Source organism: Planifilum fulgidum (genome assembly GCF_900113175.1).
In the GTDB taxonomy this organism is placed as follows: domain Bacteria; phylum Bacillota; class Bacilli; order Thermoactinomycetales; family DSM-44946; genus Planifilum; species Planifilum fulgidum.
Genome location: NZ_FOOK01000004.1, coordinates 1 through 19,812 on the forward strand (window position 1 = coordinate 1; position 19,812 = coordinate 19,812).

The 19,812-nt window shown below is 59.8% G+C and carries 26 protein-coding genes; all 26 read left to right on the forward strand.

From position 1 onward, the window contains the following. Positions 1 to 192 (forward strand): transposase (locus tag BM063_RS02885; protein WP_177198945.1); only part of this gene is annotated, 192 nt, incomplete at its 5' end. 182 nt (positions 193 to 374) lie between these two features. Continuing rightward, a complete protein-coding gene (gene spoIIIAA, locus BM063_RS02890; RefSeq protein WP_092035987.1) occupies positions 375 to 1,340 on the forward strand; it encodes a stage III sporulation protein AA in 966 nt (321 codons plus the stop codon). Further along, complete coding sequence (gene spoIIIAB / locus BM063_RS02895; protein WP_092035831.1) at positions 1,334 to 1,852, forward strand: stage III sporulation protein SpoIIIAB; 519 nt, start codon at positions 1,334 to 1,336, stop codon at positions 1,850 to 1,852. Before spoIIIAA ends, spoIIIAB begins: the two co-directional genes overlap by 7 nt. A 24-nt stretch (positions 1,853 to 1,876) precedes the next feature. After that, positions 1,877 to 2,083, forward strand: coding sequence for a stage III sporulation protein AC (gene spoIIIAC / locus BM063_RS02900; RefSeq protein WP_092035832.1), 207 nt, complete (start codon positions 1,877 to 1,879; stop codon positions 2,081 to 2,083). A gap of 13 nt (positions 2,084 to 2,096) precedes the next feature. After that, the gene (gene spoIIIAD / locus BM063_RS02905; protein WP_092035833.1) at positions 2,097 to 2,486 is read left to right on the forward strand and encodes a stage III sporulation protein AD; all 390 of its coding nucleotides are present in this window, start codon (positions 2,097 to 2,099) and stop codon (positions 2,484 to 2,486) included. Between the two features lie 12 nt (positions 2,487 to 2,498). Next, entirely contained in the window at positions 2,499 to 3,689 is a 1,191-nt protein-coding gene (spoIIIAE, locus tag BM063_RS02910; protein WP_092035834.1) for a stage III sporulation protein AE, read from the forward strand. Positions 3,690 to 3,701: 12 nt separating this feature from the next. Further along, positions 3,702 to 4,340: a stage III sporulation protein AF gene (gene spoIIIAF, locus BM063_RS02915; RefSeq protein WP_177198946.1), complete on the forward strand. Its 639-nt coding sequence runs from the start codon at positions 3,702 to 3,704 to the stop codon at positions 4,338 to 4,340. A gap of 12 nt (positions 4,341 to 4,352) precedes the next feature. Then, positions 4,353 to 4,982: a stage III sporulation protein AG gene (gene spoIIIAG, locus BM063_RS02920; protein ID WP_245751991.1), complete on the forward strand. Its 630-nt coding sequence runs from the start codon at positions 4,353 to 4,355 to the stop codon at positions 4,980 to 4,982. Positions 4,983 to 5,012: 30 nt separating this feature from the next. Beyond that, on the forward strand, positions 5,013 to 5,552 hold the full coding sequence (locus BM063_RS02925; RefSeq protein ID WP_092035836.1) for a SpoIIIAH-like family protein: 540 nt from the start codon (positions 5,013 to 5,015) through the stop codon (positions 5,550 to 5,552). A 153-nt stretch (positions 5,553 to 5,705) separates the two neighbouring features. Then, positions 5,706 to 6,206 (forward strand): acetyl-CoA carboxylase biotin carboxyl carrier protein, encoded by a 501-nt coding sequence (accB, locus tag BM063_RS02930; RefSeq protein WP_092035837.1) that lies wholly within the window; start codon positions 5,706 to 5,708, stop codon positions 6,204 to 6,206. Between the two features lie 17 nt (positions 6,207 to 6,223). After that, complete coding sequence (accC, locus tag BM063_RS02935) at positions 6,224 to 7,591, forward strand: acetyl-CoA carboxylase biotin carboxylase subunit (RefSeq protein ID WP_177198947.1); 1,368 nt, start codon at positions 6,224 to 6,226, stop codon at positions 7,589 to 7,591. Next, on the forward strand, positions 7,584 to 7,982 hold the full coding sequence (locus BM063_RS02940; protein ID WP_092035839.1) for an Asp23/Gls24 family envelope stress response protein: 399 nt from the start codon (positions 7,584 to 7,586) through the stop codon (positions 7,980 to 7,982). The genes accC and BM063_RS02940 overlap by 8 nt, the downstream gene beginning before the upstream one ends. 37 nt (positions 7,983 to 8,019) lie before the next feature. After that, positions 8,020 to 8,556, forward strand: coding sequence for an alkaline shock response membrane anchor protein AmaP (amaP, locus tag BM063_RS02945; protein WP_092035840.1), 537 nt, complete (start codon positions 8,020 to 8,022; stop codon positions 8,554 to 8,556). A 14-nt stretch (positions 8,557 to 8,570) separates the two neighbouring features. Then, a complete protein-coding gene (locus BM063_RS02950) occupies positions 8,571 to 8,801 on the forward strand; it encodes a DUF2273 domain-containing protein (RefSeq protein ID WP_245751992.1) in 231 nt (76 codons plus the stop codon). A gap of 44 nt (positions 8,802 to 8,845) precedes the next feature. Then, complete coding sequence (gene nusB, locus BM063_RS02955; protein ID WP_092035841.1) at positions 8,846 to 9,274, forward strand: transcription antitermination factor NusB; 429 nt, start codon at positions 8,846 to 8,848, stop codon at positions 9,272 to 9,274. Then, a complete protein-coding gene (locus BM063_RS02960) occupies positions 9,274 to 10,245 on the forward strand; it encodes a tRNA (adenosine(37)-N6)-threonylcarbamoyltransferase complex transferase subunit TsaD (protein ID WP_092035842.1) in 972 nt (323 codons plus the stop codon). The genes nusB and BM063_RS02960 overlap by 1 nt, the downstream gene beginning before the upstream one ends. A gap of 91 nt (positions 10,246 to 10,336) precedes the next feature. Then, positions 10,337 to 11,206 (forward strand): bifunctional methylenetetrahydrofolate dehydrogenase/methenyltetrahydrofolate cyclohydrolase FolD, encoded by an 870-nt coding sequence (gene folD / locus BM063_RS02965; RefSeq protein WP_092035843.1) that lies wholly within the window; start codon positions 10,337 to 10,339, stop codon positions 11,204 to 11,206. Positions 11,207 to 11,227: 21 nt separating this feature from the next. Beyond that, a complete protein-coding gene (gene xseA / locus BM063_RS02970) occupies positions 11,228 to 12,586 on the forward strand; it encodes an exodeoxyribonuclease VII large subunit (protein WP_092035844.1) in 1,359 nt (452 codons plus the stop codon). Then, a complete protein-coding gene (gene xseB / locus BM063_RS02975) occupies positions 12,579 to 12,845 on the forward strand; it encodes an exodeoxyribonuclease VII small subunit (protein WP_245751993.1) in 267 nt (88 codons plus the stop codon). Before xseA ends, xseB begins: the two co-directional genes overlap by 8 nt. Continuing rightward, positions 12,846 to 13,742, forward strand: coding sequence for a polyprenyl synthetase family protein (locus tag BM063_RS02980; RefSeq protein WP_092035845.1), 897 nt, complete (start codon positions 12,846 to 12,848; stop codon positions 13,740 to 13,742). A gap of 764 nt (positions 13,743 to 14,506) precedes the next feature. Continuing rightward, positions 14,507 to 15,121 (forward strand): hypothetical protein, encoded by a 615-nt coding sequence (locus BM063_RS02985; protein ID WP_092035846.1) that lies wholly within the window; start codon positions 14,507 to 14,509, stop codon positions 15,119 to 15,121. After that, entirely contained in the window at positions 15,102 to 16,991 is a 1,890-nt protein-coding gene (dxs, locus tag BM063_RS02990) for a 1-deoxy-D-xylulose-5-phosphate synthase (RefSeq protein ID WP_092035847.1), read from the forward strand. The genes BM063_RS02985 and dxs overlap by 20 nt, the downstream gene beginning before the upstream one ends. 64 nt (positions 16,992 to 17,055) lie before the next feature. After that, complete coding sequence (locus BM063_RS02995; protein ID WP_092035848.1) at positions 17,056 to 17,868, forward strand: TlyA family RNA methyltransferase; 813 nt, start codon at positions 17,056 to 17,058, stop codon at positions 17,866 to 17,868. Between the two features lie 61 nt (positions 17,869 to 17,929). Continuing rightward, positions 17,930 to 18,448 carry a hypothetical protein gene (locus BM063_RS03000; protein WP_092035849.1) on the forward strand — a complete coding sequence of 173 codons (519 nt, stop codon included), beginning with the start codon at positions 17,930 to 17,932 and terminating at the stop codon, positions 18,446 to 18,448. Between the two features lie 29 nt (positions 18,449 to 18,477). Further along, entirely contained in the window at positions 18,478 to 19,359 is an 882-nt protein-coding gene (locus BM063_RS03005; RefSeq protein WP_092035850.1) for an NAD(+)/NADH kinase, read from the forward strand. Next, complete coding sequence (gene ahrC / locus BM063_RS03010; RefSeq protein ID WP_092035851.1) at positions 19,356 to 19,805, forward strand: transcriptional regulator AhrC/ArgR; 450 nt, start codon at positions 19,356 to 19,358, stop codon at positions 19,803 to 19,805. Before BM063_RS03005 ends, ahrC begins: the two co-directional genes overlap by 4 nt. Positions 19,806 to 19,812: the final 7 nt, after the last annotated feature.

A 19,812-nucleotide genomic window follows, 5' to 3' on the forward strand; every position in this document is an offset into this window, starting at 1 on the left:
AGTCAGACCATTGAGCGCAGCTTCGCTGACGCCAAAGAACTTCATGGGCTTCGTTATGCACGCTACAGGGGGCTTGCCAAAGTCAGAGAGCAATGCCTCCTTATTGCCGTGGCTCAAAACATCAAAAAAATGGCCTTGCTCCTCTCGAAGAGAGGAAAAGGCTTTGTGATCCGCCTAATTTACCAAATCTAATTTCCTTTATCTGTTTATTCCCCATAAACATGCAACCCCTGGCGCTTTTCTTGCGAAAAGAGCCAGGGGGTTTGTCATCAATCTCGAGCGGCTTGGCCGCTCTTTTTTGTTGGCTTGGTCATATTGCACCGGGACGGGCAATAAGTATGAGGTAAACCGAGTGGACAGGAGGCTTCTCCATGATTGACCGAGTGCTCCGCGTGCTTCCGCTGTCCATCCGGAATTTGCTGGAGTCCCTGTCGCCTGTGGAGAGAAGCCGGCTGGAGGAGATCCGAGTGCGGAAGGATCGCCCGCTGGAGGTCATTACCACGGAAAAGTCCCGGTTTGTCACTCCGGAGGGGCGCCTCACGCGGGATCCCCGGGAGGCGTACCGGCCTTCCGGCGAAGATTGCCGGAAGATGCTGAATCTGATCAGCAACCATTCCCTGTACGCACTGGAGGAGGAGCTGAGGAGGGGCTATGTCACCATCGAGGGGGGACACCGGATCGGGTTGTCCGGAAAAGTAGTCGTCGAAGGCGGGAGAGTGAGGCACCTGAGGGACATCACCGGGTTCAACGTCCGGATTGCCCGGCAGATCCCCGGGGTGGCCGGCGGTCTCATCCCATACCTCTTTCAGGGGGGGCGGGTGGAGAATGTGCTCATCGTTTCTCCTCCGCAATGCGGCAAGACCACCTTGCTCCGGGATCTGGCGCGGATCGTCAGCACCGGGGACAAGGGCCTCTCCCCCCTAAAGGTGGGGATTGTGGATGAACGCTCGGAACTGGCCGGGTGCGTGCAGGGAATTCCCCAGCATGATGTCGGTCCCCGCACGGATGTGTTGGACGGGTGCCCGAAGGCGGAAGGGATGATGATGATGATCCGCTCCATGTCGCCGGACATTCTGGTGGTGGATGAAATCGGCCGCAGGGAGGACGGGGAGGCGGTGTACGAGGCGGTCCATGCCGGAGTGCATGTGTTTACCACCGCCCACGGCCGAACCCTGGAAGAGGTGTGCCGAAGGCCCACGATTTCCGCCCTGGCGCGGGACGGGGTGTTCGGCCGGTATGTGCTTTTGAGCCGGCGCCGCGGCCCCGGAACGGTGGAGGGCGTGTTCGACCGGTCCTTTCGGCGGGTCGAACGGCTGGAGATGGTCCGTTCGCCATGTTGAAGCTGATCGGAGCCGTTTTGATCCTGATTTCCACCACCATGACCGGATTTCGCATCGCCCGCCGCTATGCCGAACGTCCCAGGCAAATCCGGCAGCTCCGGCAGGCCCTGTCCCTGTTGGAGACGGACATCGCCTACGGATCCCGCACGCTGACGGAAGCTTTTCGGTGGATCGGGAAACGGGAGCGGGAGCCGGTCGCTTCCCTCTTTTCCTCCTGCGTCCGATATCTGGAGACCCTCGATGGAGCATCCACGTACCAATGCTGGAAAAAGGCCGTGGAGGAGACGTGGCCGCATACGGCGATGGGCGTGCCCGAGCGGGAAGTGATGATCGATTTCGGCAAGACTCTGGGTTTGTCCGACCGTCAGGATCAGCTGCAGCACCTGAGGATGGCCGTCGCCAACTTGAAGGTGGAGGAAGATCATGCCCGGGACGAGCAGGTGCGTTACGAGAAGATGTGCAAGACCCTGGGTTTTCTTGCCGGAGCGCTCCTCGTCATTCTGATGATCTAGCCTTTTGCGACCGGGGGGTCACCGATGTCGTTCAATGTGGACGCTGTCTTTCAAATCGCCGGGATCGGGATTATCGTCGCCATGATGCACACGGTCCTCAAGCAGATGGGCAAGGAGGACTATGCCCAATGGGTGACGCTGATCGGGTTTATTGTGGTTTTGTTCATGGTGGCCACGATGGTTGAGGATCTGTTCCAGACGATCAAAAACGTTTTCCTGTTCCAATCGTGAGGGGGCGATCCCCTTGGAAATCATCCAGGTGGTCGGCCTCGGCTTGATCGCCACCTTTCTCATCCTGGTCATCAAGGAACAAAATCCCGTCTTTGCCTTTTTGCTGGCCACCTTCGCCGGAATCGTCATTTTTATCTCCCTTGCAGGCAAGTTGGCCGATGTGATCCGGACCCTGGAACAGCTGGCCGCCCAGGCGGGTGTGAAAGCGGCCTTTCTCGAGACGGTGCTGAAGATCATCGGCATCGCCTACATTGCCGAATTCGGCGCACAGGTGACGCGGGACGCGGGCCAAGAATCCATCGCCTCCAAGATCGAGATGGCCGGAAAAGTGCTGATCATGGTGATGGCAATCCCCATTGTGACGATGATCATCGAAACGATCGTCAAAATTCTTCCATCGTGAGGATGGTTGTTCATGGATCGGCTCCTGAAGCGGATCGGGCTTGTTGTGGCGATCTTCCTGACGGCGCCGCTCGTCTGCGCCGCCGCGAATGACCAGCCGGATTCCTCCGTCAGCGAACAATTGGTGCGGACCCAGCTGGAGCAGTTGGACACGGAACCGCTGGAGTCTTTTTGGCGGGATCTGAAACAGGAGTACGGCCGGTACATGCCGGGGGGAGAAAAAGGGGATCTTTTTGACGCGGTCCTTTCCCCGGAGGGCGGTTTTTCCCCGGAAGAGACGCTCAAGGCCTTGGCCCGCTACTTTTTCCACGAGATCCTGTACAGCGGAAAGCTGCTCGGCACGGTGATCGTCCTCGCCGTATTGAGCATGATCCTTCAGCTCCTTTCCACCGCCTTTCAGCACGATCAGGTGAGCCGGGTGGCCTTCGCCGTCGCCTTCATGGTGATCATCATCCTCGCGATGGACAGTTTTTCCGTGGCCGTCGAGTCGGCCAAGACGGCCATCGAGCGGATGATCCACTTCATGCTGGCCCTGATTCCGCTGGTGTTGACGCTGCTGGCGTCCATGGGCAATTTCGGCTCCGTGGCCATGCTTCATCCCCTGATCGTGTTCATGATCCATGTCGTCGGAACGCTTATCTACACCGTGATCTTTCCGCTCCTGTTCTTTTCGGCGGTGCTCGGCATCGTCAGCTGCCTTTCGGAAAAATACAAATTGAACCAGTTGGCCGATCTTTTCCGGCGGGTGAGCATGGCGCTGTTGGGAGGGCTTTTGACCATCTTTCTGGGCATCATCTCGATCCAGGGGGCGACGGCGGCCGTCACCGACGGGGTGACCATCCGCACGGCGAAATACCTGACGGGAAATTTTGTTCCGGTTGTGGGCAGGATGTTTTCCGATGCGGCGGACACAGTGGTGGGCGCCTCCCTTCTGGTGAAGAATGCGGTCGGGATGGCGGGGGTGTTGATTTTGCTGTTTATCAGCGCCTTTCCGGCGTTGAAGATCATCTCCCTGGCCGTCATCTACAACTTTTCGGCGGCGGTGATGCAGCCCCTCGGGAGCGGTCCGATCATCGATTGCCTGAACATCATCGGGAAAACCCTGATGTACATTTTCGCCGCGCTGGCCACCGTCGGGCTGATGTTCTTTCTCGCCGTCACCATCATCATCGCGGCCGGGAACATCTCGGTGATGATCCGGTAGGTGAGGGAAATGATGGAATTCGTCGGCGGATGGCTCAAACAGATCATCCTGTTGGTGCTTGTCGCCACCTTTTTCGATTTGCTTCTTCCCAACCACTCGATGGAGCGCTATGTGAAGCTGGTGATGGGCCTGTTGATCATCCTGGCGATTTTGAATCCGATTTTCTCGCTTTTGGACAAGAATCTGGATCTCGCATCCTTCACCCCGGACAGCCAGGGGGTGCCGGAGGGGAACGCCGCCGCCTTGAGCGCCATCCGCCGGGAAGGGGAAGCCCTTCAAAAAACCCGGGATCGGTTGATTCTTTCCCAGGTGCAGAAGAAGTTGGAGGAGACGATCAAACAGGATGTGGAGAGGCAATTTGACGTGAGGGTCGTAAAGAGCCAGGTGTCCGTCTCCCAGCCCGGGGAAAAGGAATCTCCCGAAATCCAGCGGGTTCACCTGGTGATTTCCCCTCGGCGGAACGAAGGGGAAGGGGGTGAGGTGATGCCCGTTCAACCGGTGGAACCCGTGGTCATCGGTCCGGATCGGACCGCTTCCGCGGGACGGGATTCCCCATCCCCCCGGGTGCCCTCCCGGATTGCCAGTTATCTTGAGCAGAAATGGGAATTGTCAACCGAACAGGTGCATGTGACCTGGGAGGATGCTTCCTGAGGAGGGGTGCCGGTGTTCAAAGGGCTGTTTGACCGGCTGGAGAAAATGTGGGGAGGCGGCGAACAGGGAGCCAAAAGGGTGAACACCTTCCGCTGGTTGATTCTGATCGGCTGCCTGGGTGCCGCGCTGATGATCCTGTCCTCCTTCTTCTCCGTCGAACGGGAAGTGCCGGGGGATTCATCCTCGGCGGATTTAAAGGGAGATTCCGTCCCCGCCGCGGCCTTCGGAAATAAGGACATGACCATGCAGGACTATGAGGAAATGTATGAATCCCAGCTGAGAGATGTCCTGGGAAAGATCGTCGGCGTGGAAAACGTGTCGGTGATGGTCAATCTGGAGTCCTCCGAGGAGACGGTGGTGGAGAAGGACCGGCGGGAAACAGAGCAGGTGACGGAAGAGAGCGACAAGAAGGGAGGCACGCGGAAGATCAACGAGCACACCGTGGAGGACAAGGTGGTCCTTTACCGGACGGACGAAGGGGAGAAACCGATTGTGGTCAAGAGGATCAAGCCCCGGGTTCGCGGCGTGTTGATCGTGGCGGAGGGGGCGGAGGACCTGAAGAGGAAAGCGCTGATCATCGAAGCGGTGCAGCGGGTGTTGGACGTGCCCGTACACCGGATTTCCGTAATGCCGAGAGGATAGCAATTCGGACCCTTGAGGGAGGGATGCAGGATGACGATGAACAAACAGACGGTCTGGCTGGTGACGATGCTCACGCTGATGGTGGTTCTGTCGGCCTATTACATTGTGACGGGCCCCGTGGAACCGGTGGATGAGGCCGGCCGGCCGTCCGGGGAAAATGAGGTGCAGGTGGATCTCAAAACGGAAGAAGCCGATTCAAAGGAGGAGGTCCAGAAGGCGTCCAGCGACTATTTCGTGGGATACCAGCTGCAGCGAAACAATCTTCGTTCCAAGATGACGGAAGAGTACATGAACATCTTGACCAATCCCAAATCGTCGAAAAAGGAACTGGAAGAGGCCCAGCGCAAGATCGACGAGCTGATGAAGGTGGATAAGACGGAGTCCGTGCTGGAGGAGCTGATCCGGAACGAAGGATTCCGCGACGCGGTGGTGATCTCGGGGGACAGACACGTGGATGTGATCGTCCAGAGCGAGAAGCTGACCCATTCCCAGGTGGTCAAACTGATCAGCTTGGTGAAGAAGCACCTGGATGTCCCCGCGACGCAGGTTTCCGTCGCGTACCGTCCGTGACGCTCACCGCCTTGTCCCGCCCCCCTGCGGGGGTTTTTTCTTTTCATTCCAGGTTAAAATGGAGGGAAGGGGTGGCCAAGCGGGGCAAAAAACTTGTATGATAAAATCGTCACCGCTTGAAAAGTGAGAGGAGTGAAGCTCGTGCCGTTCCGAATGCATGAACTGCGGGAACTGATTCGTTTGATTGATGAATCGCGAATCGACGAATTTCAAATGGAAAAAGACGGCGCGAAACTGGTGATAAAGAAGGGGACGAAGGAACAGCCTTCTGCCGTGGCGCTTCCGCCTGCCTCGGAAAAGGCGGAGGCGGCGCCGAAGCCGGTTGCAGCCCAGCCTTCGCCGGCCCCGTCGCCGCAGCCTGCCGCCACCCCAGAGCCGAAGGCGCCCGAGGCCAAGGCGGAGGATGATGCCAAGTTACATAAGATCGTCTCTCCCATGGTGGGGACCTTTTACCGGGCGCCCGCGCCGGATGCCGACCCTTATGTTCAGGTGGGCGACCGGGTGGAGGAAAACACCGTGGTCTGCATCATCGAGGCGATGAAGCTGATGAACGAAATCGAAGCGGATGTGCGTGGCGAAATCGTCGACATTCTGGTGGAAAACGGTCAGCTTGTGGAATACGGCCAGCCCCTGTTCCTGGTGAAGACCGAATGAGCGCGGGAGGAAGCCGTTTGTTCAAAAAGGTGCTCATCGCCAACCGCGGAGAGATTGCGGTTCGCGTGATCCGCGCCTGCCGCGAGTTGGGAATTGCCACGGTGGCCGTTTATTCCCAAGCTGACCAGGATTCGCTGCATGTGAAAATGGCCGATGAGGCGTACTGCATCGGTCCGGCTCCATCCCGCGACAGTTATCTGAACATGACCAATCTGATCAGCACCGCCACCCTGATCGGAGCGGACGCCGTCCACCCCGGATACGGTTTTTTGGCGGAGAATGCCGATTTTGCCGAGCTTTGCGCCGCTTGCGGCATCACCTTCATCGGTCCTCATCCGGATGCGATCAGCAAGATGGGCGACAAGACGACCGCCCGGGAAACCATGAAAAGGGCGGGAGTGCCGGTGGTGCCGGGAACCGAAGGCGTGATCGAGGACCTGGATGCCGCGCTGGAGACGGCGGCGTCCATCGGATATCCGGTGATGGTCAAGGCGACCGCGGGAGGCGGCGGAAAAGGAATGCGCGTCGTTCACAGCGAAGATGAACTGAGACGCACCATCCGGATGGCTCAGCAGGAAGCCGAAGCCAACTTCGGCAATCCCGGGGTGTACCTCGAAAAGTATCTTTCCCGCCCGAGGCACGTGGAGATTCAGATTTTGGCCGATCAGCACGGCAATGTGATTCATTTGGGGGAACGCGATTGTTCCATCCAGCGAAGGTACCAGAAACTGATCGAGGAGGCCCCTTCCCCCGCTCTCACCCCGGAGCTGAGGGAGAGGATGGGGCAGGCCGCCGTCGCCGCTGCCAAGGCGGTGAATTACTCCGGCGCCGGAACGGTGGAGTTTTTGCTGGATCGCGACGGGAATTTTTATTTTATGGAAATGAACACGCGAATTCAGGTGGAACACCCCGTGACGGAATGGATCACCGGAGTGGATCTGGTGAAGGAGCAGATCCGGGTGGCGGCGGGAGAGCCCCTCTCCATCCGCCAGGAGGATGTGAAGCTGGACGGGTGGGCCATCGAGTGCCGCATCAACGCCGAGGATCCCGACCGGAACTTCATGCCTTCCCCGGGGACGATCCAGTTTTATCTTCCTCCGGGAGGCGCGGGCGTCCGCGTCGACAGTGCCGCCTACAGCGGTTATCGCATTCCGCCTTATTACGATTCGATGATCGCGAAGTTGATCGTCTGGGGCAAGGACCGGGACGAGGCGATCCGCCGGATGGTCCGGGCCCTGAGTGAGTTTGCCATTGAGGGTGTGAAGACGACGATTCCCTTCCACCTGAAGCTGCTGAATCACCCGAAGTTTTTGGAAGGGGATGTTCACATCCAATTCCTTGAGACCACCAATCTCGATGAGGAGCGGACGAACGAAAATGAGTAAATGGGATGTGGAGTATCAGTCGACCGACTTGGGAAAAATCGAGATTGCCCCGGAAGTGATTCAGATCATCGCGGGTCTGGCCGCCGTTCAAGTGGACGGTGTCGCCGGCATGAGCGGCGGGGTCGTTGACGACATCACCCAATTTCTCGGCCGAAAAAACCCGCGCCAGGGGATCCGCGTGGAGTTTGAAGAGGGACTGTCGATCGAGGTGGCGATCCACGTCAAATACGGTTCCTACATTCCGGATGTGGGGAAAGCGGTTCAGGAACAGGTGAAAAACGCGGTGGAGACGATGACGGGATTGCGCGTTGAAAGCGTGAATGTCCGCGTGGAAGCGGTCAAGTTCCCCGAGAAGTCCGGCGCCGTCGAAGCGACCCAACGGGTGAAGTAACGTCCGCAAAGCAATGATCTTGGAAGGGGGAGGGGATATGAGTCTGTTCGACAGACTCCTCCTGGTTTTTCACAGCCTGGTGGTTGCCGTCCTGTCCGCGATGGTTGCTCTCGCCGGAGCGGGGGCGGCTTCCCTGGAGTGGGTTTGGGAAGCGCCTCATCTCCGCTGGGCGGTGGCGGTGATCGGTCTGCTTCTTTTCCTGTTGAGCCTACGCCTGTTGTTTTCGGTCATGCGGCGGCCGAAGGGCGAAGGGGTGGACCGCTTGACGGAGTTCGGCTACATCCGCATCTCGTTGGACACGCTGGAGAGCATCGCGCAGAGAGCGGCCCGCGGGGTAAAGGGAATCCGCGATTTGACGGCGCGGGTCCGGTTTTCCAGCGATTCGCCCTCGTCCGTCGGCATCGGTCTGAAAATCACCGTGGACGGGGAGACGCCGATTCAGCTCCTTTCCGAGGAGCTCCAGCGGACGGTGAAAAAGCAGGTGGAGGAGATTGCCGGGGTCGAAGTGAATCAGGTGTCGGTGCTGGTGAAGGACACGGTCCAGCCTGAGCGCTCCCGCATCCGTGTCGATTAAGGCGGTGATCCCTCTTGAACTTTATCCCTTGGGAGAAGTTGTTTGAGACGCACGGCGGCCGAATCGCGGGCACGTGTTTCGGATTGGTTTTGGGATTCATTTATCTCATTGTCGGCTTCTGGAAAACGGTGGTTTTTGCGATGTTTGTCGGATTGGGTTATCTGTGGGGCTGGCGGTTGGATCGCCGGGAGGATATGGAAAAGGTGGTGTCTGCCATACTCTCGGACAAGTGGATTCGAAAGTAGGACCCGGTCCCACGGCCCGGGTCTTTTTTCGAGGTGGTGAGGACATGAGTCGAAGAGTGGCCAGGGAAAAAGCGCTTCAGGCCCTGTATCAGTCCGATGTGCGGGGAGAGGAAGAGGAGGGGGTTCAGAGTCTGGCGGAGGAAGTTTCGGAGCGGGAACGCCCCTTTTTTTGGCGCCTGGTGCGCGGTGTGTGGGAGAAGCGGCAAGTCATCGATCCGGTGATCGGACAGCATCTCAAAAAGGGCTGGTCCCTTTCCCGGTTGGCGGTCGTTGACCGTTCGATTTTGCGCATGGCGGTGTATGAACTGCTTTTTGAGCCGGAGATTCCGTACGGCGTCACCCTCAACGAGGCGGTCGAGCTGGCCAAGACCTTCGGTGACGAGAATTCGGGCCGCTTCGTCAACGGAGTGCTGGGAGGGGTTGTGAAAAACATCGAGACCATCCGGGAACAATTGGCGGCGGAGGGTTCGTGATGGAGAAGCGCCCGGCGGTGCTCGGGATTGACACGAGCAATTATTTCACCTCCCTGTGCCTCGTCGACGAGGAGGGGAATCCCCTGTTCGACGGGCGGATGGGATTGGAGGTGCCCCGGGGAGAGCGCGGCCTTCAGCAATCCGTCGCCGTGTTCGGTCACGTTCGAAATCTCCCGCGCCTGCTTTCCCGGATGAAGCTGGAGGATGTGCGAATTGCCGCCGTCTGTGCCAGCCGGGCTCCCCGGCCGCAGGAAGGATCCTACATGCCGGTGTTTGAGGTGGGGCTTTCCTGGGGCTTTTCCCTGTCCAGGGCGTGGGGGGCCCCCTTTTGGGAGACGACGCACCAGGAAGGGCACATCGCCGCCGGCGTCGCCACGGCCCGCCCCGACCTGAGGGAGGATTCTTTTTTGGCGGTCCATCTCTCCGGCGGAACCACCGAGCTGTTGCGGGTGGTGAAAAAGGGCGAAGGGTATGAGATCAACCGGCTCGGCGGAACGAGGGATCTGAACGCCGGCCAACTGGTGGACCGGGTGGGCGTGGCGATGGGACTTCCCTTTCCCGCCGGTCCGTCCTTGGAGAAATTGGCCCTTCGCTATGAGGGTTCGCCGGTGACGGTCGCCTCGGCCGTCCGGGGGCTGGATTGTTCCTTTTCGGGGCCGGAGACCGCCTTGCTCCGGATGTGGGAAAAGCGGGAACTGCCTCCCGAGGGGATCGCTTTCGCCACCCTGCGCTGCATCGCCAACACGCTGGAACGGTGGCTTTTGAACGCCTTTCAGGCCGCGGGCGACCGCACCGTGCTGATTGTCGGGGGGGTGGCCGCCAACGGGCTGATCCGCGAGCGTTTGCGCCTTCGCCTGGAGCATCCCGCCGTGGGAGCGCGCCTTCATTTCGCCGATCCCCGCTACTCGGGGGACAACGCCTTCGGGGTGGCCCGGATCGGCCTGGAGATGTGGCGAAGGCGGTCGGGATGAATCGGTCAGGCTGTTCTTTACTTCGATCTGGAAAAAGGATACACTGTGTTCATGAATAATGGTTGAGTCTTCTACAGAGAGGAGCATTTGATTGTCGTCTGCACAACTGATTGACGGAAAATCGATGGCTCAGGATGTGAAGCGGGAACTCGCGTCCCGGATCAAGCGGCTGGAATCGGAGGCCGGCGTCCGCCCCGGATTGGCGGTGATCCTCGTGGGGGACGATCCCGCTTCGGAGGTTTACGTGCGGGGGAAAATTCGGGATTGCCGCGATGTGGGGATCCGTTCGGAATGGATCCGGCTGCCGGACAGCAACCCGGAAGAGGATTTGCTCCGCCAGATCGATCGCCTGAACGAGGATCCCCGGTTTCACGGCATTTTGGTGCAGCTTCCGCTTCCCCGCCACATTTCCGCCGAACGGGTGATCCATCGCATTCGGCCGGAAAAGGATGTGGACGGGTTTCATCCGATCAATGTGGGAAAAATGGTGATCGGCCAGGAGGCCTTTCTGCCGTGCACCCCCTACGGGATCATGGAAATGCTCCGGCGCAGCGGCATCTCCGTCGCCGGCAAGCATGCGGTGGTGGTGGGCAGGAGCAACATCGTCGGAAAGCCCGTCTCCATCCTGCTCCAGCAAGCGGATGCCACCGTCACCCTGTGCCATTCGAAGACGCGGGACCTTGCGGCCCACACCCGGAGGGCGGACATCCTGGTGGTCGCCGTGGGAAAAGCCCGCGTGATCGGACCGGAACACGTGAAGCCGGGGGCGGTGGTCATCGACGTGGGGATCAACCGGACGGAGGAGGGCCGTTTGACGGGAGACGTGGATTTTGAGGCGGTCCGTTCGATCGCATCGCACATCACGCCCGTTCCCGGCGGCGTGGGGCCGATGACCCGGGCGATGCTCTTGGTCAACACGGTCCGGGCGGCGGAGCGGACGGCCGGAATCGGCCAAGGTTGAGGATCCTGGGGGACGGAAGGGATGCATTTCAAACGCCAGGCGCTGTCGGTCACCGAGCTGGTGCGGTATTTGCGCACGGTATTGGAGGAGGACGAGGGCCTCTTTTCCGTCTGGGTCCGAGGGGAAATCTCCAATTTTCACCATCATGTCCGCGGGCACATGTATTTCACCCTGAAGGACGAAAACAGCCGGATCAGGGCGGTGATGTTTTCCGGGAACAACCGCCGCCTTCGGTTCATGCCCCGCGACGGCGACCGGGTGTTGGCCCGGGGCTATGTGTCGGTGTATGAAAGGGATGGTCTGGTTCAGCTGTATGTTCTGGAGATGCATCCCGACGGTGTCGGGGAACTGTATGTGGCCTTTCAGAGGCTGAAGGAGAAATTGGAGGCCGAAGGGCTTTTCGCATCCGAGCTGAAAAAACCCCTTCCCTTTTTGCCGCGGCGAATCGGCGTCGTCACTTCTCCGGGCGGTGCGGCCGTCCGGGACATCATCACCACTTTGCGCCGGCGCTTTCCGATCGCCCGGATTTTGATTTATCCCGTTCCCGTTCAGGGGGAGGAGGCGCCCCGGGCGATCGCCGAAGCGCTGGAGCTTGTGAACCGGCGGAATGAAGTGGATGTGGTGATCGTCGGCCGGGGAGGGGGCTCCCTGGAGGAGCTTTGGGCCTTCAACGAAGAGGTGGTCGCCCGCAGCATACACCGGTCGCAGATTCCCGTGGTGTCCGCGGTGGGTCACGAGACGGACGTGACCATTTCCGACCTGGTGGCCGATGTCCGGGCGGCCACCCCGACGGCCGCCGCCGAGTTGGTCGCCCCGGCCCTCCAGGATTTGGAGGACCGGCTGGCAGAGCTTGCGGGCCGTCTGGTGCGCTCCCTGGAGAAGCTGTTGAACCGCAAGCGGGAGCGGCTTCAAGCGTTGAAAAACCGCCCGGCCTTTCGACATCCCCGGGTGAGGCTCGAGCAGCAGAATCAGCGGCTGGATCAGCTGGCATGGGACCTTCACAGGTCGTTTCGGGCCCGCCTGGATTGGAAGCGCAGCGAGCTGGAACATCTGGTTTCCCGCCTGGCAGCCCGCCGCCCTGCGGAGAGGATCTCCGCCCTCCGGGAGCGGCTGGGGCGGCTGGAGCGGGCGTGCGCGGCGGGGATGATCCATCTTCTGAGAAGCCGCCGCGCCCTTTGGGAAAACCGGGTCGGAAAGCTGGACAGTCTCAGTCCGCTCAAAGTGATGCGCCGGGGATATTCTCTCGTATACCGCTACGGGGAAAACCGATTGATCCAGTCCGTCTCGGAGGTGGAGCCCGGAGACCTGATCCGGGTACGGTTTGCCGACGGGCGAATTGATTGTCAAGTGTGGGGACGGGAGGCATTGTCCGATGAGTGAACCCATGGAAAAAAAGCAGGAGGACCGGGAAGCGCTTTCCTTTGAGGAAGCGATGGAGCGGTTGGAGCGGGTGGTGGAGCGGCTGGAGAGCGGCGAGACCTCCCTGGAGGAATCCATCCGCCTCTTTGAGGAGGGCATGCGCCTTGCCCGCCTGTGCGGCCAGCAGTTGGAGCGGGCGGAACAGCAGGTGGAGATCCTGCTGAAAGAAAACGGGGATTGGGTGAAAAGGCCCTTCCGGCCGGAGGAGGACGCGGATTAAGTGGAACCGATTGAAAAATACCTGGAAGCGCAGGCCGACAAAGTGCATCGATTCCTTGAGAGGGAAGTGGAGAGCTGGACGGAGATCCCTCCTCCCCTCCGCGAAGCGATGGCATATTCCCTGCTGGCGGGCGGGAAACGGTTGCGCCCCATCCTGGTGCTGGCCACCGCCGAGGCCCTCGGGGGTTCCGCGGATAAGGCTCTTCCCTTTGCCGGTGCGGTGGAAATGATCCACACCTATTCCCTGATCCATGACGACCTTCCCGCCATGGACGACGACGATTTTCGCCGCGGCAAGCCGACCAATCACAAGGTGTTCGGCGAGGCGATGGCCATTTTGGCCGGAGATGCGCTTCTCACCAAGGCCTTTGGTCTCCTGGCGCGGGCGGCCAGGGAGGCGGAACTCCCGGCGGAGACCGCCCTCGCCCTGATCGAGGAGGGTTCCCGGCGCTTCGGAGCGGAGGGGATGGTCGGGGGACAGGTGCTGGACATTCAGAGCGAGAACCGCCGACTTTCCCTCTCCGAGCTGGAGGCGATCCACCGGGGAAAAACGGGGGATCTCATCATTTATTCGGTCCGTCTCGGCGCCCTTATCTCCGGCTCCACGAAGGATCAGCTCGAGCTCCTCACTTCCTTCGCGGGCCTTTTGGGACTGGCTTTTCAGATTCAGGACGACATCCTGGACGTCATCGGCGATCAGGAGACGATCGGAAAACCCGTCGGCAGCGATCAGGCGAAAAACAAAGCGACGTATCCGTCTTTGATCGGATTGGACAAGTCCCGCGAATTGCTCCTGAAAACCGTGGAAGAGGCGAAAAAATTGCTCTCCCGCCCCTGCGGAATAAAAGCGGAGCGGCTGATGCAGGTGGCTGATTATTTCGCCCTTCGCAACAGGTAAGTCTCATTGTCGCCCTTTGGCGAGTGTGCTATAATATTGGTTAGCCAAGGAGTGGTGCAGTATTCTAGTCGGCCCGTCTCCCCTGAAGACGGGGCTAAAAATCCGTCAAAGGGCACATCGATGAAGTTCTTGGTGTTGGCTTCCGACGCCCAGTCGGGGGTTGATGCTGAGAGTTAAGGAAGGGGGGCGATCCACAAGGGCATGTGGGCGTTGACCCTTCTTCCGCGGAGGCCCAAGTGCGTCCCCGGCTGCGGGAGCCGTCGGGGATGGCTTGGGGGATGAACCTGCATGCGGGATCAAACCTGTGTGCAGTGTAGCCTGCCTTGAGTGGTGCAGCGGGGAGGCGGAGAGCCCGCAGGCGGTCCGCTGAAACCTGCACTGCAAAAGAGGCTAGGGGGAGGTTCGGTGCCGTCGAGGAAAACTCCTAGACTGTTTGCTTGACGCAAGGCTATCCGGGGATTGAAGTGCGTACTAAGTGGCAATCCAGTCCGGCGTTTGGCGACAGCGCCGAAAAGGTCTTAAAGGGGAACCGCTCGGTCGGCGACGACCGAGTGACCTTTTGGGAAATCCTACTGGACCTAAGTCGCAGGGTTTACCCGGGTAGTCACCACTCCGCCCTCTTTATTTTTGCTGTTCACTGAGAATACATGCGTCCGTTGGCGGACCATGCCGGAAAGAGGCTGGTCAAGCCGGGATCTGTTGCCGGCCCTCGAGCGGCCGGCATTTTACTGCCGCCGGGTCCGCGGCGGGGAGCTGGTCTTGTCATGAGCGAGTTGCTGAGAAAATCGCTTCGATGGGCCACGTTCATCGGACTTGTCACCGCCCTGCTGGCCATGCTGATGACGGTCGTTTCCACCGCACTGCTCAATGGCGTTTCCTGGCTGGGCGGGCTGTTGGTGGTTCTGGTGATCGTGGTGGTCAATGTGATCTTTGACATGTTGGGAACGGCGGCAGCGGCGGGGACGGAGCGCCCCTTTCACGCGATGGCCGCCAAGAAGGTGCCGGGCGCCCGGCACGCCATCGCGATTCTGCGCAGAGCGGACCAGTTTTCCAACTTTTGTAACGATGTGATCGGCGATATCTGCGGGATCATCAGCGGCGCCGCCGCCTTTGCCGTGGTCGGTTCCCTGGCGACGGAAGTGGGTGGAAACCGGACGGCCTGGGACGTGTTTTTGGTCTCCGTCATTTCCGCCCTCACGGTCGGATGGAAGGCCCTGGGAAAAACCCTTTCCATCCGCTACGCCAATTCGATCCTCTTTCAGGTTGGCAAGTTGTTCTTTTTTCTGGAAGACAAGCTTCATATAAGGTTGTTTAATGAAAAAAATAACAGGAAACGAAAGCGAAAGCGAGGCGTTTCTCGTGCTCCTCGAAAAAATTAATTCTCCGGAACAGTTGAAACAATTGCCCGTGGAAGAGCTGCCCCGGTTGGCGGAGGAGATTCGCCGTTTCTTGATCGAAAGTCTCTCGGTGACGGGCGGTCACCTTTCTTCCAACCTGGGAGTGGTGGAGCTCACCCTTGCGCTTCACTATTTCTTCGACAGCCCGCGTGACAAAATTCTTTGGGATGTGGGGCATCAGGCGTATACGCACAAGATTCTCACCGGCCGCCGGGAGGCTTTTCCCACGCTGAGGCAGTATCAAGGCTTGTCCGGATTTCCCAAAAGGGAGGAGAGCGAGCACGACGTCTGGGAGACCGGTCACAGCAGCACCTCCCTCTCCGCCGCCATGGGGATGGCTGCGGCCCGCGATCTGAAGGGGGAGGATTACAAGGTGATCGCTGTGATCGGGGACGGGGCCTTGACGGGCGGCATGGCCCTGGAGGCGCTCAACCACATCGGCAACGAGAAGAAGGATATCATTGTTGTGCTGAACGACAACGAGATGTCCATCTCCCCCAACGTGGGCGCTTTGCACAACTATTTGGGACGCCTGCGCACCCACAGGCATTATCACAAAGTGAAAAAAGACGTGGAGCTTTTGCTGAAGAAAATTCCCACGGTGGGGGAACCCTTTGCCCGCGCTCTGGAGAGGGTGAAGGACAGTCTCAAATATTTGGTGGTTTCCGGAGTGCTGTTTGAAAAATTGGGATTCACTTATCTCGGACCCGTGGACGGGCACAAGATCGACGAATTGATGGAATGCCTCCGGCAGGCCTCCCAAACGCCGGGACCGGTGCTGGTCCATGCGGTCACCGTCAAGGGGAAGGGTTACAAACCGGCGGAGGAGGATTCGGTGACCTACCACGGTCCGGGCCCCTACAAAATCGAATCCGGGGCGTTTATCAAGAAACCCGCAAAGGGACCCAATTACGCCAAGGTGTTCGGTGATGCGCTGGTCCGCCTGGCCGAACGGGACCCGCGAATCGTGGCCATCACTCCCGCCATGTTGGAAGGTTCCAAATTGACCGGTTTCGCCGAGCGGTTCCCGGATCGCTGTTTCGACGTGGGCATCGCCGAGCAACATGCCGCCACCTTTGCGGCGGGGCTCGCCACCCAGGGAATGAAGCCGGTGCTGGCCATCTATTCCACCTTTTTGCAGCGGGCCTATGATCAGGTGATCCACGACATCGCCCGTCAAAATCTGAACGTGGTTCTCGCGGTGGACCGGGCGGGTCTGGTGGGGGCCGACGGAGAAACGCACCAGGGCGTGTTCGATATAGCCTTTTTGCGCTGCGTCCCCAACATGGTGGTGATGATGCCGAAGGACGAAAACGAGCTGCAGCACATGTTGTACACCGCCCTTCAATATGACGAGGGCCCCGTCGCCGTTCGCTTCCCGCGGGGCAACGGACTTGGCGTGCCGATGGACGAGGAATTCAGGGCCCTTCCCATCGGACGGGCCGAAGTGATCCGGGAAGGGAGCGACATCGCCCTGCTCGCCTTCGGCAACATGGTTCCGCTGGCGGAACGGGCGGCGGAGCAGATGGTCCGGGAAGGCTTTTCGCCGCGGGTGATCAATGCCCGTTTCGCAAAGCCCCTGGATGAAGCCCTCCTCCTTCAGATCGCCGAGGAAGGCATTCCGGTGCTGACCCTGGAGGAAGGAAGCCTGATCGGCGGGTTCGGCAGCGCCGTGCTGGAGTTTTACGCGGAGCAGGGATTCCATGACATGGTCGTGGAGCGCCTGGCCATTCCGGACCGGTTCATCGAACACGGAAGCGTGGAACAGCTCCGGAGGGAGATCGGGCTGACGGTGGAACAAATTGTGCAAAAGGGGTGCAGCATGATGCCCCGGAAGCGCAGAAGGGCATAACAAGGTATAGGCGGCAAAAAATCGGGAAGCGAGGTGGACCCGCCCGGGTTGCGGGGAGAACAAATTGGCCAAGGAACGGCTGGATGTGTTGCTGGTCAAAAGGGGTTATGCTCCGAGCAGGGAACAGGCGCGCCGCACGATCATGGCGGGATTGGTCCGGGTCGGCGGGGAACGGGCGGACAAACCCGGCGTCCGCGTCCCGGTGGATGCGTCGATAGAGGTGGAAGGGCCGCTCCATCCCTACGTCAGCCGGGGCGGGCTGAAACTGGAGGAGGCGCTCCGAGTCTTCTCGATCGATTTGACCGGCCGGGTGGTGATCGACATCGGCGCATCCACCGGGGGGTTCACCGACTGCGCCCTGCAAAAGGGAGCGAGGATCGTCTACGCCGTCGATGTGGGCTACGGCCAATTGGCCTGGAAACTGCGTCAGGACCCCCGGGTCGTGGTCATGGAACGGACCAATTTCCGCCATTTTCGGCCGGAGGATTTGAAAGGAGAGCGGCCGGACGTGGGAACCGTCGATGTTTCCTTCATTTCCCTCGCCCATATATTGCCGCCCCTTGCCCGCCTTCTCTCCCCGCCCGGGGAGGTGGTCGCCCTGGTCAAGCCCCAATTTGAAGCGGGGAAGGAGCAGGTGGGAAAAGGGGGAATCGTCCGGGACCCCGCCGTCCATCGAAGGGTGCTGATGGATCACCTGGATGTGGCGGCGCAGTCGGGTTTTCGGGTGCTGGGCCTCACTCCTTCGCCGATTGCCGGCGGTGAGGGCAACATCGAGTTTTTGAGCCATTTGATCCTGGCGTCCTCTCCGCGGCCGGCTGTCTCCGCTGAAGACGTGGAACGGGTGGTGGAGGCGGCGCACCGGCGCATTTCCAAATGAATCTCCCAGAAAAAGGATTTCTTCGTTTTGGCTCCGAATAGGTAGGAAAAGGGGGGACCCTATGCTACAGCAAGGGGATTTGATCGTCCTTTTCCTCTTGGTCGGAGCCATTGTCGCCATCGCCGTCCGTCCGCTTCGCATGCGGGCGAAATCCGCCGTCCCGTGGTCGGAGTCGGACGGCGGCTTCAGCGGGGAAGTGCCGGGCCTGTTGGCTGCTCACGGTTACGAGGTGGTTGCCGGAAAACAGCGGGTGCCCGTCTCGGTGCGCATCGGGGAGAGGATTTACGACAGCCGCCTTTACATCGACTACATCGCCAGACGGCAACAGGAGATCTATCTGGTGATCATCGCCAGATCGCGCAAGCCGCTCCGGATGTCCGGGGCTGCGGTGAGGGACCGTTTTTTGGCCCATTATCTGGCCTTCCAGCCCGAGGGAATATTGTATGTGGAGCCGGACAAGGGAAGCGTAACGCCCGTCACTTTCGAGTTGGAGGGGATTCCGCTTCCCCGACGGCGCCCCTTTGCGGCTTACCTCTTGTCCGCCGGGGTGGGCTTGCTTATCGCACTGCTTTTCCGGTGAATCGGATCTTTGGATGGGGTGGGGAGCTATTGAACCGAATCGGGATTTCCGTCAACAAAGGAAAGCCGAAAGCGCGGGTGGTGGCGCGCCAGCTGGTGTGGCTGATCGAAGAGCGGGGGGCGGAGGTTTATCTGGAACCGGACATCGCCGCGGAGATGGACCGCCCCGAGCTGGGCCTTCCCCTCGATCAGTTTCCCGACCGGGTCGATATCGTCTTCGTTCTCGGCGGTGACGGGACGCTTCTGGGGATCGCCCGGCGCTTCGCAAAGTCCCGGGTCCCCATCCTGGGCTTCAATCTGGGCCATCTCGGGTTTCTGTCGGAGGCGGAGCCGGACAGTCTCTCCAGCGCCGTGGAACGGGTGTTGGCCGGCGATTACATCATCGAGGAACGGATGATGCTCGATGCCGAGGTGATTCGCGACGGCCGCGTGATGGAAACCAGCGTTGCCTTAAACGACGTGGGCATTGCCAAGGGTTCCTTCAGCCGGATGATCACCTGCACGGTGTTTATGGACGGCGCCTATTTGGGCACGTACTCGGGCGACGGATTGATCGTGTCCACCCCCACGGGTTCCACGGCCTATTCCCTTTCCTGCGGGGGGCCCATCGTGTGGCCGGGGCTTCAAACACTTCTCCTCACACCGATTTGTCCCCACTCTTTGACGGCCCGTCCGATGGTCCTGCCGCCCGACGGGATTTTGGAAATCCGCGTCAGTTCCACGCATCGGGACATGGGATTGACCATTGACGGGCAACTGGGTTACCGGTTGGAAGTGGACGACATCATCCGCGTAAGCCGCTCCAGATCCGTGACCTCCTTGATCAAGTGGAAGGAGCGAACCTTTTTTGAAGTGGTGCGAAAAAAGCTTCAGGGCAATGGCGGTGAGGACGGCTGGGAGGACAAAAAATGATGAAGGCGCAACGACACATCAAAATCCGTGAAATCATTGCCAACAAGGATATCGAGACCCAGGAAGAGCTGGTGGAGGAACTGAAAAAAGCCGGCTACAATGTCACCCAGGCCACCGTTTCCCGGGACATCAAGGAACTTCACCTGGTCAAGGTGCCCACCAATGACGGCCGGTACAAATATTCCCTTCCCGCGGACCATCGATTTAATCCCTTGCAAAAGCTGAAGCGGATGCTGACGGAGTCCTTCGTGGGCATCGAAAAGAGCGAAAACCTGATCGTCATGAAGACCTTGCCGGGAAACGCCAACGCGGTGGGCGCGCTCATCGACAACCTGGATTGGCCGGAGATCATCGGAACGATCGCCGGAGACGACACCATATTGATCATTTGCCGGGACCGGGAAAAGGTTCCCGAAATCGTCAACCGATTCATCGACTTGCTGTAAGGCTCAG